Raw genomic sequence first — 16,833 nt, forward strand, 5'->3', positions numbered from 1 at the left:
ATTATAAGTCTTTTATTGTAACTATTCAACAATAAAATGGATTTCCATTCCATATAAAAAGCAAGCTACTGAATTGAACCGTGCAAGGGTTCTGACTAGCCTCAACAAAAAAGCGTGTGTTATACCACTAGGGCATGGATGCCTCGATGTCCAACTGTTCGGTGAAAATAAAGTATTAGACTGCCGCTGTAACGTGTCCCGTTAGTTCAATCATATCAACTCTGAGATAAACATTGGTGTAGCTCCATCCTCTGTATTAAAGCCAAATTTATTATAGAAATCCACTGCATGAGGATAAGAAATTAATACTTTTGTTTTACACCCTTTATATCTATCAAGCATTATATTCATCATTTCCTTACCTATACCTATACTCTGATAACTCGGATTAATAAGCATATAATGAAAATATACCGTTAAAACACCATCTGACAAAGCATTTATTAAACCGACAAGCTTTCCTCCTTCCCAAGCGGTAACAATTGAATGAGACCCTCCGATTGCTTGTAAAAGCTCGTTTGGATACTTGCCAGACTCCCATTCTACCGAAAGAAATAACTCTTGGAGTGCATCCTTAGTGATATCCTCTTTGCTTGAAGCGTAATAAATACTCACCCCTATACCTTCCTTTCATAAAACTAACTACGGCACAACATCTGTTTTAAACTCCCATATTTCGATGGTTTTGCAATCCTTACGAAACCATAAAATAATACCGACAAAGCAATTTCGGATTTATCAAAGTGAATAATCACTTTATTTACCTCAATATACTATTAAAAATATGTATAGAAAATGGATTAACTGAATTAAAATTTGTATTTATTTGCATTAAAGAATTCATGAGAATACGAATTGGCTGAAGGGGAAACTGTTGAAATACCACTTACATTAATCCCTAAAGAAGGGCCGGTAATGACTGTAAGCTTCTTTTCTACTATTGAGTTGGTTTAAACAAATAGTGCAAGAACAGACTTATAACAGATAAACTATATTTCTTGTCTATGGAGATCGACTCTGGATCTTTCATAAATTGCTGTACATCATTCGTATCCAGCTTGGCATACAGCGCTATGGTTTCATATGAAACACCCCAATGCTGATTCAAAATGTCAATGATGCCTTTTACTCGCTCGTTTTCGTCTATCATCTGGATTCCATTAGCTAGCATGAAGATTAAACTATCAAAATTCATTCTAGAATCACCCAATTCAGAGAATCCATATTTACCATCTAAATATGCCAAAATAACATCTTCTTCAATAAAACCCCTTTCATAAAAATTCTTATCCGACACGATATAACGCTAACTGATATATCATCCTTTATTTCAGTTCCACACCTCCACTTCCAAAAGAATAATTATATATATCATTATAACCAAAAAATAGGGATTTCTGTTACAGTGATTTATTATCTAATCATGCAGATTTAGAATACCGTCTTGTTGTGCCACAGCAACAGGAGAACGATTTTTTCGTTCCCCCTCCCGCTTGCTTATAGATTCGTGAAGCTAAGGAAAAGTTTCCTGAACAAATAATAAAGCACCGGTTAGGGTGCCTTGACCATTAAACTATCATGCCTTCTATACATAAACGTACCTTTTATTACATCCCTATATTCATCATCTATCCTTCTGGACAGATCGCTAAGAATCATATTTCTTCGTTTCAGTTTGTCGATCTCACTTTCTCCATATCACTTGTCCCAAACGATCCTTTCACCCAATTTGTCCTCATACCCAGATTTCATGACTTCCCAGCACTCGCTACAAAATGAAGCGCCGAGTGTGGTATAAAATTCCGACTCCAGCTTATTGCAAATAGACACTGTCCGTTTACAGGACGTTTTACCTTATCTGTCTCTTCATCGTGGAACAAGGTTCGTCCCTCCCTAATAGAAAAAGGCCGACCCATTGGCCGACCTAATAAACACTCATAAGCAACTATGAGTTAATTACAATTCTCCTCGTGAATTACCTATACGAACTGAGAGAGAGCCTTTCATGGCGGCGTTACCTGAAGTAAGGTTAACATAGAAGTTACCAGTAGACCAAGCACTAGAGTTAATCTGAGACCAAGTTTCACCTTTACCTATAGTTGCACTCATCTTCTGCGTACCTGAAGCTGAACCCTGAGTTACTGTTAACTTAATCGGTTGGCTACCATCATTGCGTAGCCATACCTTAGCATACCCGTAGCCTGGATCAATATAGAAACGCTCTGACATCTCTGTATTAGCAAGACTTTTATTAAGCACCGAATTAGTGTCTTGAGGAGTAATAACATGCCCCCCCAATTTTGGCGCATTCACATCGGTTGATGTGTTTGCAGATTGGGAAACTGCTACTGAATCAGTTGTAGCTGGTGTAACTTCCGTAGTGGCTGCGGCAGAAGCAGTCAATGGAATGGCAACAGCTAAAGACAAAACAGATAATAATGAAGCTTTTTTAATGTTTTTCATACTCATAAGCCCACTTTCTTTGATTTTTTTCCTGCACGCTTTATCAATCAAACCAGTATGTATAGAAACTATTAGAGCATTCATGATCAATAAAGTTTTTTACAGGTAGTTATACACATTTACATTATAAGTATTTTATTGTAACTATTCAACAAAAAAATGGATTTCCATTCCATATAAAAGGCAAGCTACTGAATTGAACCGTGCAAAGGTTCTGTGACTAGGCTCAACAAAAAAGTGTGTTATATCACTAGGGCATGGATGCCTCGATGTCCAACGACGGTCAGTAAAATGGTCAATTTCCGTTCAGTGCTTACTATTTTTTTTACCAACCATACCAAATAAAAAAATTAATAACAAAACAGAAAACAAGAATGTATAACCTATTAGCAAGGGTTTTAAATTAGATTCTCCTGTATTGATATATATTCTTCCTACTAGAATAAGAAGCATATTTAATGATAGTCCAAAATGTTCACGGTTATATTTCCTTATCTTATATTTAATAATTCTATAAATCAGAAAAAATAGTAGCACGGAAGATACTATTGAGATGATAACGTAAACCATATCTGCATGTCCCCCTTTAAAATAAAATTACATACGTTGAATATAATCGTTTCCTATGTAACAGTCGTTACACTGAATGTATTACATTTTATGACATGATAATGTATTTTTATTTCAAATAAGTCATTTTATAGATATCGTGATACAATAATATTCGTTATGTGATGGGAGGGATTAGTTTTGCATAGAGTAGGATGGGTAAGGAAGCTGGATTTTGTCGGAAGAATCGTTTTACCGATGGACATAAGGAAAGATTTGGGCATTGAAAAACACGATGATTTGGAATTTTCTTTACAAGAACAAGGCATCATCCTAATTCAATTAGTAAAAAAACAATGTAGGTTATGTGGCTCTAATCATAGTTTGATGCCTTATAGAGATTCCTTCGTTTGTACTCCATGTATACGCGAACTGAAAGGGATATGATCTGTTTACACCAGATGCATATTTTTGTAAGTTTTTTGGATCTGAAACATACGGTTGTACTGATTAATAAGTTCATCCAATAGCATAGACTGCTCAAGAACACACGCATGTCCGAAACCATACAGTTCAAACAGATCATGAAGCTGTTGCCGGGCATTTTCCATTTGTTGTTGTAACGTCTCATCTGTATCCATTGACATTCCCTCCTAATGTATTTCATTTTAGGATGGAATGAGCAAATTCGAATTATTATTTTTTTCAACCAAAAATTTGAAAAATCAAACAAAAAAAGACCAGCCTTTTAAGCTGGTCAATGGTAATGAATTGTGCCTTGATTTATGCACTACCAATGTGAATCTGAAGTTGACTGTGCCATGAGCTTGATGATTAGCTTGGATTGGTAGTGCAAACACCAGTAAAAAGCTAGTTAACGCCAAGAACAAAGCCGTCTTTTTGATCAATTTCTTTCCACATTTTTCGAAGTTTTCTACCTGTTTCAAGGACAGCATTCACACTAAAGCGCTCAAATAATCGTGCACAATTTGAAATAATCAGTTGATTATTCATTGTAAGAGCATTTTCCCAAGCGACTAAAAGGCACTCGAAGCCATAAGAGTATCTACCCTTGTTCAGACTATAGTTAGCCATCTTATACCAAAACCGCACGTACTGTTCTGGTAAAACCTGCTGTGTATACAGATCAGCAGACGATGGCTCCTGATAGGCTGCAATTTGAGTCTCAAAGCGCTGGAGGATATGATCCACATCCATATCGTACCGATTAGCGGCTTCGATAACGTTCAAGAGTTCGGCAAAGATTTGCTGCTCGCCCGCCATATACTCTACGTAATCCGGCAGCACGCTAACATCTCCTGACATAAGCCTGTTCACGTACCTATTCATTTTTCCCCACTGCTGAAATAAGCCCATCCAGTGGAGTGTGTCTGAATCCTGCTCCTTTACCCAGCTTAAATCAGTATAAGCAAGAATATGCTCTAAACCTTGTTCAAAATTTCCTTTGGCATCACATGCATTTGCGCACAGCAGATCACCGTAGGCTATATATACAAAAAGTGGTCTACTTAGTTTCTTTCGTAGCCCTTGTTCCTTACGTCCAGAGTTGTGAACCATGTCATATTGTATTTTCCCTAGCCGTCTCATTTCCTTAGCAAATGTATATGTCTTGTCCCAATAGCCCATGGATCTGTATACATTCGCCAAGTCCTTTAATGCATCAAGCTGATCTATTTCATCCAAACGATTGATAAACGATTCAAATTTAGCGGCGGCTCCAAGGTTAACCGCTTGGTCTTTCCCAATCGTGAGCTTAAACAAGCGATACTGGCACACAGCAAGTCGTTCTGAATGCTGATGCTTCTCACTCTCAGCCACCTTTGTATACAGAAAAGCAGAGGCTTCATTATACCCGTCTTTGAAAATATTTTCGGCTACTCCATAGAGCAAAGACGGATAGGCAGCATGGTCTAGCAATAGATAGACGACTCTTTTTAAACAATCCAGCCGATGAAGCTCCACACATCGGTACAAGTACGGACTAATTTTTCGCCAGTTCAGCGGTTCATCTATAATGTACTCTTCAATATAACGCTCATAAAAATGATCCGGTGGTAACTCCATTCCTAGCGTAATCAGATCCATTTGATTCACCGAAATGGACTTATTGCCCGTCACAATACCACTGACGGTGCCCGGATTCAGTCCCGAGATATGTCCAAACGCGGTCTTGCTCAACCCTTTTTGTTCCAAGTATTTTTCTAATTCTGCTCTTATCCCAGGTGTGATTTCCATGTATAAACCACCCTTTCAACATGAACTGTAGTATGATTCTCATTTCAACAAATCCTATAGTTGGAAAACATATAATATAATGATTTATTTTCCTTTCCATAATAATACCACCATTTGGAACAATAAAGAATAGTGCTATTTTATTTCTTTTCATCTTGAAAATAGGAGATTTTGACGTGAAACACATTGCCATGACGAGAATATTAGACCATTTGGGGCGCTTCACCATCCCCAAAGAAATATTATATACATGCGATTTTGAACCTCTGGATTCCATTGAATTTTTTATAGACACAGAGAAGGGCACCATTATTTTAAAAAGATACATCGGTCAATCCTGTAAATTCTGTCAATCAACCGAAGGATTAAGCGCTTATAGAGACTCTCTCTCATATGCAATAAGTGTATACATATGATCAAATTCACTTTCAAATCCAATGCTAAAAATAACCTCACACCGTATCGTTATCCCAAAAGAAATCCGTACCACCATGAACTTGGATATTGGTGATTCAATAGAATTTTTTGCCGATCATGAAACAGGCTTCTTAGGTATGCATAAATATGTTGGCGCTTCCTGTAAGCTGTGTAACTCAGCTGAAAATCTAACGTATTTCAGGGGTTCGCTTTTATGTAAGAACTGTACCGTCGAATTGAAGGGCAATATAGGCGTCAGTCCAAAGCCGATTCCTGTTGTTAAGGAACATACGTGTACAGAAAAGCGGACTTACCAGTCATCACAGAATGAATATGCAAAATGGCTGGGCGTGTCACAAAGCCATGTATCTCAGCTCAAAGGGTTATTGTAGATTGTCACCACATGTTAACAGACATATAAGCCAAGCCTTCTACATGACAGGTTTGGCTTATGTTCTTACTCTACATTAGAAAATTGTGAAATTATTATGTAGTCCATCCATAACCGTTGACCCGTCCCACGAATGCCTCAGCTTCAGATCCCTGCGCCCGTAGCGGTTGGATGATCTATTTGCTCACTTTCCTGAAAATCACGGCGATAGAACCAGCCGATCAGAACGGCAATGGTTGTCATAGCCGCAGCCAATAAATATACCTGCACCATGCCGAAACGGTCTGCATACCAGCCCAGGAATAACAAGGATAGGCCGAAAGCGAGATTCGTAAGCACATCAATACCCGCCATTACTTTAGGGAGCTGAGCGGCCGGGGCACTCGTTTGCAGCAAGGTACGGCGAATAATTCCTGCCATTTGAACCGGTAAGCCAGATATAGCAAAAAGAACAAGCGCAGCGACCGGGATCGTATTGAGCGCAAACACCACCGTAATCAGCACATATACGAGCAACGCTCCGAGCATGTACAGAAAGCTGTTCTTTTGCAGCCGCTTGACCAAGCCGACGACGAGCAGCCCGCCCAGAATCGTACCCGAGAAAAAGGAGGCATTCATAAAGCCCCACCAGCTTGCATCCTGATGCAGCACCTGCGTAACATACGCCAGAATAAATACGCCAAGCCAGGAGGTTCCTCCAATGGTGTCCACACTATCCACGATCATCAAAGAACGAATGCGGCGGTTATGCCAAATGATCTGCCAGCCTTCCCCAAGCTCCTTCCAGTGAGAGCCTTTTTCCTTTACTTTCGCTGTTTCTAACCCACTCATGGCAAGCTCTGAGGATTCGGGGCTTAATTCCTTTTGATCCAGCGGATCACGAATGAATGAAGTAACAGTTACAGCCACCAAATAACAACAGGATGCGATCACAAGTGTATTCAGGGAACCGAGCCATGCCACAATAATTCCGCTCAACGCCCAGCCTGCACATTTAACCACTTGATCACTGACCGCCACCATGCCGTTGGCACGCATCAGTCCTTCGCCGTTTGCCAATCGGGGTACAAGCGCATTACGTGCCGGATTGGTCCAGCCATCCAGAAATGACATACCAAACACCATCACGAAAATGAACAGAAAAGACCTCTGATCAGGCGTGATCCACAAATAAAGCAGCAACAGCGTGAAGATGACAAACTGCCCAAATTGGGAAAACAGCAAAATACGCGTCAGTCGAAATCGGCCGAGGACTATCGGTGCAACGAGCCCGCTAAGCACTTGGGCAGACAATCGGAAGAGCGGAATCAAAATCGTCGTCATTAAAGAATTACTTGAGCTGAACACCAATACCACTACACTCAACATGTAGATGATATCTGCTACGTTGGAGATCGTCTGAGACCCCCACAGGTAATAAAAAGAGCGTCTGATCAAAAAAATTCCTCCCTCGTTGATATTACAATTCTGTAAAATGTCTGGTTTTTTGTATATTCTACGCACAACCTTATATTTCCTTCTTTTATCTTTATAGGAAATTCGGTGTCCAAATGCTTTCACGTCCATGAATACAAACACTTTTTGCTTATAGGCGATACTCGGATAGCCTGAAAAACTCTTTTTAGACTTGATTTCGTATAAAATGTACACGTATACGTATCTGATGAATAGACGCTTTCGGATTGACAATACTGAGAACATCAACCATGGAAGGAGGTGGCAGGATGGCCGCTACAACCGGGCAATTCCCCAAACGCAAGCCGCTCTGGCTTCGATGGTTTCAGGGACTGCTGTCACTCACCATTCTGACGGTCATCGCTGCCTGCATTCTGCTCGCCTATTTATATACCACCAGTCTCCCGCTCGCGGATACGGACCGGAATTCGCGTCTGCTTGATAGCCAGGGCCAAGTCATTGCCACCTTCTCTGCCGGAGGCAAGGAATCCATCCCTGTCCAGCTGGATCACATTTCACCCGATCTGATTGCAGCTACGTTGGCTGTGGAGGACCGGAAGTTTTACGATCATTTCGGCTTCGATTTCAAAGGCTTGGGCAGGGCCGTGCTTGTCAATCTGACCCATTGGGATATGTCGCAAGGAGCCAGCACGCTGACTCAGCAGCTTGCACGCAATTTGTATCTATCTCATGAGAAAACATGGACACGCAAGGCCAAGGAGGCCATCTATACCGCACAGCTTGAAATGAAGTACACCAAGAAAGAGCTGCTGCAAATGTATTTGAATGAAATCTATTATGGTCACGGTGCCTACGGCATTGAAGCGGCTTCGCAGATGTATTTCGGTAAATCCGCAAAAGATCTGGATTTGGCTGAAAGCGCCCTGCTGGCAGGTATTCCGAAGGGACCGACCTATTATTCGCCGTATAATCATATGAAAAACGCAAAGGATCGACAAAAAATCGTGTTGGATTCCTTGGCGCTCACTGGCAAAATTACTCCTGCCCAAGCTACCAAGGCCTATGAGGAAATGCTTGCCCTGCGGCCCGAGAGCCAGCGCCGGACGGTAGAAACAGCCCCCTGGTTTCGCGACTACATCCGCCAGCTTGCAATGAATCAGCTGGGAATTAGTGAAAGTGTGCTGGAGCATGGCGGCCTGAGCATATATACCACGCTGGACATGCACATGCAGCAAGCAGCCGAGGCGGCTGTAGACGAGGGCATGAAGAACAGCAACGGACTGGAAACGGCGTTGATCTCCATTGACCCGCGCAACGGACATGTGAAGGCCATGGTTGGCGGGACCAACTATGTCGGCAATCAGTATAATCATGCGCTTGCCACAACCCGGCAGCCCGGCTCGTCCTTTAAGCCGATTATGTATTTGAGCGCACTGGATTCTGGCGAATTGACAAGTACGTCCAAGTTCGAAAGCCGACCGACGATGTTCCACTACGACAACAACCGTAAAACCTACAAGCCCAAAAATTTTGGAGACAAATATTTGGGCGAAATTGATCTGCGGCGTGCGATTGCGGCGTCCGATAATATTTATGCTGTAAGCACCATTTTGAAGGTGGGGACAGACAAGGTCATGGACCTCGCCCGTAAAATGGGCATTACGAGCGAGATGAAGCCCGTGCCTTCTCTCGCGCTGGGCGTATCGCCTGTCAGCCCGTTCGAGATGGCCTCGGCCTTCTCGGTTATCGGCAGCGGCGGGCACAATGTCGCCCCGGTGGCGGTGCTGCGCATCACCGATGCGGCCGGGCGGTCGCTCTATGAAGCACCGCAGACCGCTCCGGTGCAGGTAGTGAAGCCCGCCTCTGCTTACGTCCTCACACGCCTTATGGAAGGCGTGTTCGAGGAAGGTGGCACCGGCAACCGGGTCGCGAAGCTGATCAAGCGCCCGGTTGCCGGGAAGAGCGGCACGACCAACACCGATGCGTGGATGGTTGGCTTCACGCCCGAGCTGTCCACCGCCGTCTGGGTTGGCTATGACAAGGGCAAGGCCATCAGCAAGCAGGATGCCCGGCGGGCGGCACCGATTTTTGCGCAATATACGGAGAAAGCGCTGGAGAATGTGCCGCCCAAAATCTTTCCCATCCCTGACGGTGTCGTCAGCGCCTATATTGATCCAGCCAGTGGCAAGCTGGCTGCGCCGGACAGTCCGGATAAACGGCTGGAGGTATTCGTCAGCGGCACGGAGCCGAAGGAAACGCTGTCTGGACAGAATAACCCACCGACAGCGACACAGACTGACCAAGCGGAGCGGCAGGCAGAAAAGAAATCATGGTGGAGCAATTTCAAGCGATGGTGGATGGAGTAACAGCCAAAAAAAAGACTGAAGGAACGCTATAAGCGCTTCTCTCAGTCTTTTTTCAATTCATTTTATTTGCTCATATGTCCCCTGTATCTCTCTTGCCACGATTATCCGCAGCTTACCAGAAGCAGCTAAACGACTCGATACGGTTGGTGTCTACACCATAATAAGTCCAAAAACGACCATTCCACCGAAATCCCGCTACGGATGTTCTGCCTACAAAGATGGGATACAGCCAGAAGCGTTCGCCATTCGTCAGCCATACAAACGTATTGCGGAACAAACACCCGGAGATGGCTAAAGGGTCAATAGCATAGCCCGTGACCAGTGGCTTTGGTGGCATAAATTGCGGTGGCGGGGCTGTAGGCGCTTGAGCTTGGGGTCCCGGTCCTATAGGGCCAAGCGGTCCTGGCCCTGCTTGTGGGCCAAAAGGTCCCTGCGGTGGGGGCGAAAAAGACCCTCCCCCGGGTGGTGGTCCTACCGGTGACGGGAACGAACCCTGTGTGCCAGGAAATTGTGGAAGCGAGGGACCTGACGGTGTGAATGGACCCGGAGCTCCCGGCTGCGTTCCGAAAGGGACCTGAGGCATTAAAGACATGTGTTTCACTCCTTGTGTTCTAGGCTGATGTATCCTATGCGAGACATCAGCCCGTGGACTGGGCGAATCCCCATGCCGTCGCCACATTCGGCTATTCCGTACCTTTATAGCTCAGTTTATAACGTAAATGCATCTTTTTTCTTCAAAAAATTTTACTGATTGCTCCCAACATGCCTAACGCATCACCTTGATTAGCGCACATACTTCTTCTTCACCGTATCCTGCATCCAAGGCCTTTTTGAAGAGACCTTGGGCAAATACAGGAAATTCATTATTTATCCCTGCTTCACGAGCCTGTTCCATGAGAAGATCTACGGTAACCATACTCATATTTACAGAACTTTGTGGCTTATCGTAAACTCCACTCTGAATGAACTCGCTCTCATACTTCATTACCCCGCCAATAACGGGAGATATCTGGGCAATCATGGCCCCAAAGGCATCCACACGAAGATCATCTGATTCAAGAATACGTGCAGCATGGAAAAAGCCGAGATACGAGCCAAACAGATATGAAAGAAATGCCAGGTCCGTCGTCGAAGCTGCGCTAACCTGCTCTCCCAGATAAAGTACATTTCCAGCTACGCTTTTAAGTAACGACTCACACTTATGAAATGCAGAAGGAGAACCAGATGAAAATATGGTTGCTTCCGGTTGTCCCATCTGGGTAGGAGAAGCTACAATCGCTCCTTCTATATATTCAGCCTGGTATGATTGAGTCCATACCTCATGATCTCGGGCCTGTTGCGGGCTTCCTGTACTTAACTGGATAAGAATCCGTCCTGCCAGAGCCGCTTTCACTTCATCCGTGTCCAAAATACTATACGACGCTGCATAATCAGATACACAGATAATGGACACTGCGCTCGCGCTTATTGCTGTAGCAGCATCAGGTGCCAAAATCGCTCCTGTCTTCACAATCAGCTCAGCCTTCTCACTTGTCCGATTCCATACCGTAACTCTATAACCACTTTGAAGTAACGATTGAGCGATTGCAACGCCCATAGAGCCCAAACCTATTACAGATACGCTGTTCATATTATTCACATGCTCCATTCTCTTTTCTTTACGCTTCCAGATTCACTGGAACCAGATGTAGTAAATGAATGTCTTTGGAATCAATCATAGAGGCAAACGTTTGGAAAGCAGGCACAGATTTGAGCTTTTCCATCGCCGCCACTGCCATCTGCATATCAGACCAATATACAATGTCTGTCCATTGTGTTTCGTCAGAGGTATGTAGCAATTGACGCTCTTTAAATCCCGGCAATTGGGTTTGTAGCACATCACTCAATTCAGTGGCAGCTTTATGAAAAGAGTCCTTATCCGTCCCCTCTTTTAACTTGAATAGTACTAACTCCATTACGTATTGCTCGTTCTTCATCTTCAAACTCCCCTCATCCTCTTCATTCAAAAAGCATCCTCACACCTTCTATCACAGTCATTCAACGCAAAATAAGTTTGACTCGCTGTGATTTCAGATGTGTGAACCTTGACTTCGAGGTTAAGCATACGTGATAATAGTGCCAACTACTGTCACTAATATTTATTTGCTTTAATAAAGGAGCAAAGCATGCACAAAGCACAACGACTTGTTCAGCTCATCATGTTAGTAAATGAACGCAAAAAATTCACCATACAGGAGTTAGCGGACGAATGCGGCGTTTCACGTCGAACCATGATTCGTGATCTGATGGAACTAAGTGAACTAGGTGTGCCTCTATACTCTCAGACAGGGCCTGGGGGTGGCTACCGCGTACTGCGCGAGAAGGTACTACCGCCAATCAGCTTCACAGAACACGAAACCATGGCATTATTTTTTGCCTGCCAATCATTACGGAATTACAAATCGCTCCCCTTTAAAAACGAAGTGGATTCCGCACTGCACAAGTTCTTTCATTATCTATCTAGTGAACTTAAGCAAAAGATCGAACAAATGCAGCAGCGGCTTGTCTTCTGGATACCTCCGCATGACATAGAAGTGCCTTTTCTCAGTGAGCTACTGGAGAGTGCGCTGGAACAACGCGTCATTACAATTGTTTATGAAGCAGCCTCGCGTCGAGAAAGGATGATCCAGCCACTTGGTATTTATACAATGAACGGATTATGGTATTGCCAGGCTTATTGTTTTCTTGCAGAGGATTATCGAGTGTTCCGTGTGGATCGAGTGAAGGATTTCTCTGATGAAGGGGACCAAAGTAAGCAAATCGATATGAACGAGGATCATATTGAGCAATGGGTTATGCGCATGGATGAAAGTGAAATAGCAGAATTGGAGGTAGATTTAACATCCGAGGGTGTGCGACGATGTCAGTCAGACTTGTGGTTGGCACCATCCATCGAATTGCATGAAAATGGCTCAGGCACGATTCGTACAACAATGAGTTCATCATTTACAACATGGGCGGTACACTTTTTTCTTGGGCTTGGTATGGAAGCAAACGTAAAGCAACCTCAAGTAGTACGTGAACAAATAAAAAATAAACTCCATGATCTGCTGAGCCAATATGCTTAGCCCTATTTTCAAATAGACTCTCAATACAGGTGCATCAGGAGAAGCAGACGAGCCTTCCAATATTTCCACATGACTGATCATTTTCCATGATGATTATGTTTGGCATGATTATGTTTGGCATGTTCATTCTGGCATTGCTTACCTACGTGAAAAGGAAGTAGACCGCCCCCTACAAGGTATCGATCTACTTCTGAACCTTACTGCCAACTGCTCTTTAAGCAGTCGTTGTATACTGGAGTTGTGTTAGCGCACGGCTCCTTTACTATTCTTACCTCAGTATAGCTCGTTTTATAACACAAATACAGTTTTCTCTTCAAATATTTTACTTATTCCTCTACTTCTGTGGTTGATCTTTCTCTTACCCTTCCAGCGCCTGCTTCAATTCCTCAGGCGAAGCGTCCCACCATTCCTCATTATGAGAAATCAGCAGGCTTTTGAGTGCTGCTTTATCCTCACTGCCGAGATCGTCCAGCATGAAACGGCGCTTGAGCGCGTTGTCCATGCGGTTGACATGATCGGCGAGGATTTTCCAGCCGCGTTTGGCTTCGTCGTCAATCAGCATCTCACAGGCAGTCGCGCCACCGTACACACGTCCTTCGGGTGTGCGGTCTACGGCTACCCATACCAGCCACACCTGGCGTCCGTTTGGTACATCCTCTTTATTGGTAGAAAACTTAATCCCGCGTTCTACTTTACTTTTGGCATGCATGGCACCAACATCAATTTTGGCCTCGCCGCGGTCAATAATGACCGGGGACATGCTGTTCAGGTCGATTGACCCTGCGCCGAAGCCCTTATGTTTACTCTTGCCACTGACAATGTTCAGTGCAATCTGTTTTTTGCCGTCCGGCTGATTTTCACTCATGCGTCACTAAGCCTCCATTTTCCGTATTGACACTCATTCTACACTATAAATATTTTAACTAATAATCTCCCGAAAGCAAACATATACATGCTGTAGATGCTTGTCAACGGGAGGTATCCATTGTATGACCCCAGCACGCACCAAAATCGTTTTACTGTCTACACTAGCCCTCGGTCTCCTCGCAGGGACGTTATGGTTTGCCTGGCAGCCTGAATCTAAGTCCGATTCGCAATCCTTGGGCAAACCGCCGTACGATTCCCAGTCGGAGTCTGCGCTTGCGCCAAACATGGGCAAGCCCCTGGGGGCAAACATCCTGCCTGACGTACCCCAAAGTCCTCCGCAGCCCGCTTCGGAAGTTCTCAGCAAGCGTGTGGCGGAATACCACATTGACGTGTCCCTGGAGGAAGGACAGGTTTTGCGGGGCACCGAGACGCTTACATGGAAGCATCCGGGCACAAAAACCGTGAATGATCTATATCTGCACCTGTACCCCAATGCCTTCTCTTCCATGGAAACCACCTTCATGAAGGAATCCGGGGGCAAGCTACGCAGTGACACCATGCCCAAGAACGGCTTTGGCTCCATGACACTAACTGAACTTAAAACGGAAGACGGCTTATCCCTCCTGCACCGGACCCAATACGTGCAGCCGGATGACGGTAATGTGAACGACCGCTCGCTCATGAAGATACGTCTCCCCAAACCAGTCCGAGGTGGTGAAAGTATTACATTATATATGAAGTTTGAGGTAAAGCTCCCCGCCATCTTCGCACGTATGGGCGCAACAGATGATTTTGTCATGGCAGGTCAGTGGTTTCCCAAACTTAGCGTCTACGAAACCGCAGGACAGCGTGGACGCGCCGAGGAAGGCTGGAATCTGCATCAGTATCATGCAAACTCCGAATTTTACGCCGATTTTGGAATTTACAGTGTGCGGATTCGAGTGCCTGAAACATACATCGTGGCCGCAACTGGATTCCCCACCCGTGGAGCCGTCCGGCAAAATGGACAAAAAATATATCAATTTTACGCCGATGACGTACACGACTTTGCATGGTCCGCTTCACCCAATTTTGTAGCCGTAGAAGAACCATTTTCCTCTGCCGAGGTGCCGGGTGTCAAAATCAAGCTGTATCTCGATCCATCGCACAAGGAGCTCAAGGGACGCTATATGAGCGCAGCCAAGGCCGCTCTTTCCTATTACAGCAAGTGGTACGGGCCTTATCCATATTCGACCCTGTCCATCGTTGTACCACCCAAAGCAGGCAGCGGCGCGGGCGGCATGGAGTATCCCACACTCATTACGGCTGCAGCGGCGGATAACCTGAATCCCGGGTATAATCTGGAGCGGACAGTTGTTCATGAGATTGGGCATCAATATTTCTATGGAATGGTGGCAAACAACGAATTCGAGGAGCCATGGCTGGATGAAGGCTTTACCTCTTATGCAGAGGAACGGCTCATGGAGCAAGAATACGGATTGATCCCCAACTTGCCGTTACAGTCTGGACAGGTATCTTCCCCGCAGCCGTTAAACCGTGAGTCTTGGAAGTACGGCTCAGCTGCTAAATATGCACAAAATGCCTATTCTCGGGGCAAGCTGGTGCTGCGTGGCATTGAGCGCCAGGTCGGCGCGAAAAAAATGGACCGAATTATGCGTACCTACGTCCAGACCTACCGATTCAAGCATCCATCCTCACAGGATTTTCAGCGTATCGTCGAAAGAGTCACCGGACGTTCGTGGAGCCACTATTTTGAACAATATGTATACGACGGCCAGATGGCGGATTTTTCAGTGGATCGCATTACGAACCGCAAGCTGGACAACGGATACGAAGCAACCATTACACTCAGCAAAAAAGGGGCAGATTATCCCAAGGTCCCTGTTCAAATTACCTTCAAGGACGGTACAACGATATTCAAGGCTTGGGACGGCATGGGCAAAAGCACCACCTATCGACTCAACAGTGCATCTCCAGTCTCCCATGTGATTATAGATCCACTGTACACGATTGCGCTGGAGAACAAGCATATCAACAACAACCTGAAGGCCGAACTGAACGAGAAAACACAGACCCGCTGGAGCATAAGTGTAACCAAGCTGCTGGAGACACTGCTTGGAAGTCTGTCATGGTGAGGTGTCTATAGATGCGTACCGTTATAAAAGAAGGCTGGGCGCTTGTGCGCATACAATTTTATATTGTCATCATTCTATTTTTGTATCGACTGCTATGGGGCGTTTTTCTCTATCGGGTGGTACAATCCGCCGTTACTCCCCTACTACTGCGCTACCCTGATCAGGGGCAAAATGAACTGGGGCAGACCTTATTTTGGATGGAGAGCCAGATTGCCCTGACAGACAACCGGGAGGTTCATATGTATCTGTGGATACTACTGGGGGCAACGGTGCTGCGTATACTGATTACCCCCTTCATCCGGGCGGGAATATACCAAAGTCTGCACACCCATGCGACCGAGCCACAAAGTCTGTCTTTTTTCCGTGGAATGAAACGTCATGGTTTATCATCGCTGATCTATTACGTCATCGAGCTTGGGCTCTTGCTGCTCCCTGCTTTCTGGATGGTACCGAGGCTCTACCCTATCGTAGCCGGGGCGCTGCAATCTCCCGCCTATCTGCTGCATGTGCTGCCCTATGCCATCGGTTGGATCGCTTATGGCTGGTTCATCCGCCAGTGCATCCTGTACATGCAGCTAGGCACCGTAGGTGGTCACGCCATACTGTCGTCGCTGCTCGCCTTCTTTCGCCAAATCCTCGCGGCTATCGGTATTTCGCTTCTGCTCGGCGCAGGTGTGTTGCTTGTCCTTGGCCTATTCGGCATGGTGGCGATGATTTGGACTGGCATGCTGGCACTCATTCTCCAGCAAACGTATCATTTTGTTACCAGTCTGGTCAGGCTATGGCACATCAGTTCACAGTACCGCCTATGGCATACTGATATCTCCGGCAGAGGTTGAACCCCCACTCCGTTCCTCCTGAGCAAT

General features: G+C 45.1%; 17 protein-coding genes. 7 read left to right on the forward strand and 10 right to left on the reverse strand.

Annotation, left to right across the window (positions count from 1 at the left end; all coding sequences use genetic code 11):
* Positions 1 to 210: 210 nt before the first annotated feature.
* The 3 genes from ACIFO6_RS17895 to ACIFO6_RS17905 all read right to left on the reverse strand — a co-directional run bounded on the left by ACIFO6_RS17895 (position 211) and on the right by ACIFO6_RS17905 (position 2,547).
* Positions 211 to 615 carry a GNAT family N-acetyltransferase gene (locus tag ACIFO6_RS17895; protein ID WP_038573410.1) on the reverse strand — a complete coding sequence of 135 codons (405 nt, stop codon included), beginning with the start codon at positions 613 to 615 and terminating at the stop codon, positions 211 to 213.
* A 322-nt stretch (positions 616 to 937) separates the two neighbouring features.
* Positions 938 to 1,297 carry an HTH domain-containing protein gene (locus ACIFO6_RS17900; RefSeq protein WP_430042508.1) on the reverse strand — a complete coding sequence of 120 codons (360 nt, stop codon included), beginning with the start codon at positions 1,295 to 1,297 and terminating at the stop codon, positions 938 to 940.
* A 659-nt stretch (positions 1,298 to 1,956) separates the two neighbouring features.
* Positions 1,957 to 2,547: a hypothetical protein gene (locus ACIFO6_RS17905; protein ID WP_430042511.1), complete on the reverse strand. Its 591-nt coding sequence runs from the start codon at positions 2,545 to 2,547 to the stop codon at positions 1,957 to 1,959.
* 666 nt (positions 2,548 to 3,213) lie between these two features.
* On the opposite strand from ACIFO6_RS17905, the gene ACIFO6_RS17910 reads away from it, so the two are divergent.
* Positions 3,214 to 3,459, forward strand: a complete 246-nt coding sequence (locus ACIFO6_RS17910) for an AbrB/MazE/SpoVT family DNA-binding domain-containing protein (RefSeq protein ID WP_430042513.1) — start codon at positions 3,214 to 3,216, stop codon at positions 3,457 to 3,459.
* A gap of 5 nt (positions 3,460 to 3,464) precedes the next feature.
* Here the strand turns inward: ACIFO6_RS17910 and ACIFO6_RS17915 are convergent, their stop codons facing one another.
* Together ACIFO6_RS17915 and ACIFO6_RS17920 are read right to left on the reverse strand one after the other, a co-directional pair.
* Positions 3,465 to 3,653 (reverse strand): aspartyl-phosphate phosphatase Spo0E family protein, encoded by a 189-nt coding sequence (locus ACIFO6_RS17915; protein ID WP_430042515.1) that lies wholly within the window; start codon positions 3,651 to 3,653, stop codon positions 3,465 to 3,467.
* A gap of 229 nt (positions 3,654 to 3,882) precedes the next feature.
* Positions 3,883 to 5,268, reverse strand: a complete 1,386-nt coding sequence (locus tag ACIFO6_RS17920) for a helix-turn-helix domain-containing protein (RefSeq protein WP_430042517.1) — start codon at positions 5,266 to 5,268, stop codon at positions 3,883 to 3,885.
* Positions 5,269 to 5,705: 437 nt separating this feature from the next.
* Here ACIFO6_RS17920 and ACIFO6_RS17925 point away from each other — a divergent pair, with 437 nt between their 5' ends.
* Positions 5,706 to 6,077: an AbrB/MazE/SpoVT family DNA-binding domain-containing protein gene (locus ACIFO6_RS17925; RefSeq protein ID WP_430042518.1), complete on the forward strand. Its 372-nt coding sequence runs from the start codon at positions 5,706 to 5,708 to the stop codon at positions 6,075 to 6,077.
* Between the two features lie 143 nt (positions 6,078 to 6,220).
* On the opposite strand, the gene ACIFO6_RS17930 is transcribed toward ACIFO6_RS17925, so the two are convergent.
* Complete coding sequence (locus ACIFO6_RS17930; protein WP_430042520.1) at positions 6,221 to 7,513, reverse strand: MFS transporter; 1,293 nt, start codon at positions 7,511 to 7,513, stop codon at positions 6,221 to 6,223.
* Positions 7,514 to 7,800: 287 nt separating this feature from the next.
* On the opposite strand from ACIFO6_RS17930, the gene ACIFO6_RS17935 reads away from it, so the two are divergent.
* Positions 7,801 to 9,858 (forward strand): transglycosylase domain-containing protein, encoded by a 2,058-nt coding sequence (locus ACIFO6_RS17935; RefSeq protein ID WP_430042523.1) that lies wholly within the window; start codon positions 7,801 to 7,803, stop codon positions 9,856 to 9,858.
* 112 nt (positions 9,859 to 9,970) lie between these two features.
* Here ACIFO6_RS17935 and ACIFO6_RS17940 read toward each other — a convergent pair whose 3' ends face one another.
* The 3 genes from ACIFO6_RS17940 to ACIFO6_RS17950 form a co-directional block, all read right to left on the reverse strand.
* Positions 9,971 to 10,450: a transporter gene (locus ACIFO6_RS17940; RefSeq protein WP_430042525.1), complete on the reverse strand. Its 480-nt coding sequence runs from the start codon at positions 10,448 to 10,450 to the stop codon at positions 9,971 to 9,973.
* A 174-nt stretch (positions 10,451 to 10,624) separates the two neighbouring features.
* Positions 10,625 to 11,488, reverse strand: a complete 864-nt coding sequence (locus tag ACIFO6_RS17945; protein ID WP_430042528.1) for an NAD(P)-dependent oxidoreductase — start codon at positions 11,486 to 11,488, stop codon at positions 10,625 to 10,627.
* Between the two features lie 28 nt (positions 11,489 to 11,516).
* Positions 11,517 to 11,834 carry a hypothetical protein gene (locus ACIFO6_RS17950; RefSeq protein ID WP_430042530.1) on the reverse strand — a complete coding sequence of 106 codons (318 nt, stop codon included), beginning with the start codon at positions 11,832 to 11,834 and terminating at the stop codon, positions 11,517 to 11,519.
* 189 nt (positions 11,835 to 12,023) lie between these two features.
* On the opposite strand from ACIFO6_RS17950, the gene ACIFO6_RS17955 reads away from it, so the two are divergent.
* On the forward strand, positions 12,024 to 12,965 hold the full coding sequence (locus ACIFO6_RS17955) for a helix-turn-helix transcriptional regulator (RefSeq protein ID WP_430042531.1): 942 nt from the start codon (positions 12,024 to 12,026) through the stop codon (positions 12,963 to 12,965).
* 104 nt (positions 12,966 to 13,069) lie between these two features.
* Positions 13,070 to 13,126: a putative holin-like toxin gene (locus ACIFO6_RS17960; protein WP_430042563.1), complete on the forward strand. Its 57-nt coding sequence runs from the start codon at positions 13,070 to 13,072 to the stop codon at positions 13,124 to 13,126.
* A 197-nt stretch (positions 13,127 to 13,323) separates the two neighbouring features.
* Here the strand turns inward: ACIFO6_RS17960 and ACIFO6_RS17965 are convergent, their stop codons facing one another.
* Positions 13,324 to 13,830, reverse strand: a complete 507-nt coding sequence (locus ACIFO6_RS17965) for a YwhD family protein (protein WP_430042533.1) — start codon at positions 13,828 to 13,830, stop codon at positions 13,324 to 13,326.
* Between the two features lie 124 nt (positions 13,831 to 13,954).
* On the opposite strand from ACIFO6_RS17965, the gene ACIFO6_RS17970 reads away from it, so the two are divergent.
* Positions 13,955 to 15,967 carry a M1 family metallopeptidase gene (locus tag ACIFO6_RS17970; protein WP_430042534.1) on the forward strand — a complete coding sequence of 671 codons (2,013 nt, stop codon included), beginning with the start codon at positions 13,955 to 13,957 and terminating at the stop codon, positions 15,965 to 15,967.
* Positions 15,968 to 15,978: 11 nt separating this feature from the next.
* Positions 15,979 to 16,806, forward strand: coding sequence for a hypothetical protein (locus ACIFO6_RS17975; RefSeq protein WP_430042536.1), 828 nt, complete (start codon positions 15,979 to 15,981; stop codon positions 16,804 to 16,806).
* Positions 16,807 to 16,833: the final 27 nt, after the last annotated feature.

The sequence above is a fragment of the Paenibacillus sp. NRS-1781 genome, assembly GCF_050467745.1.
Classification (GTDB): domain Bacteria; phylum Bacillota; class Bacilli; order Paenibacillales; family Paenibacillaceae; genus Paenibacillus; species Paenibacillus terrae_A.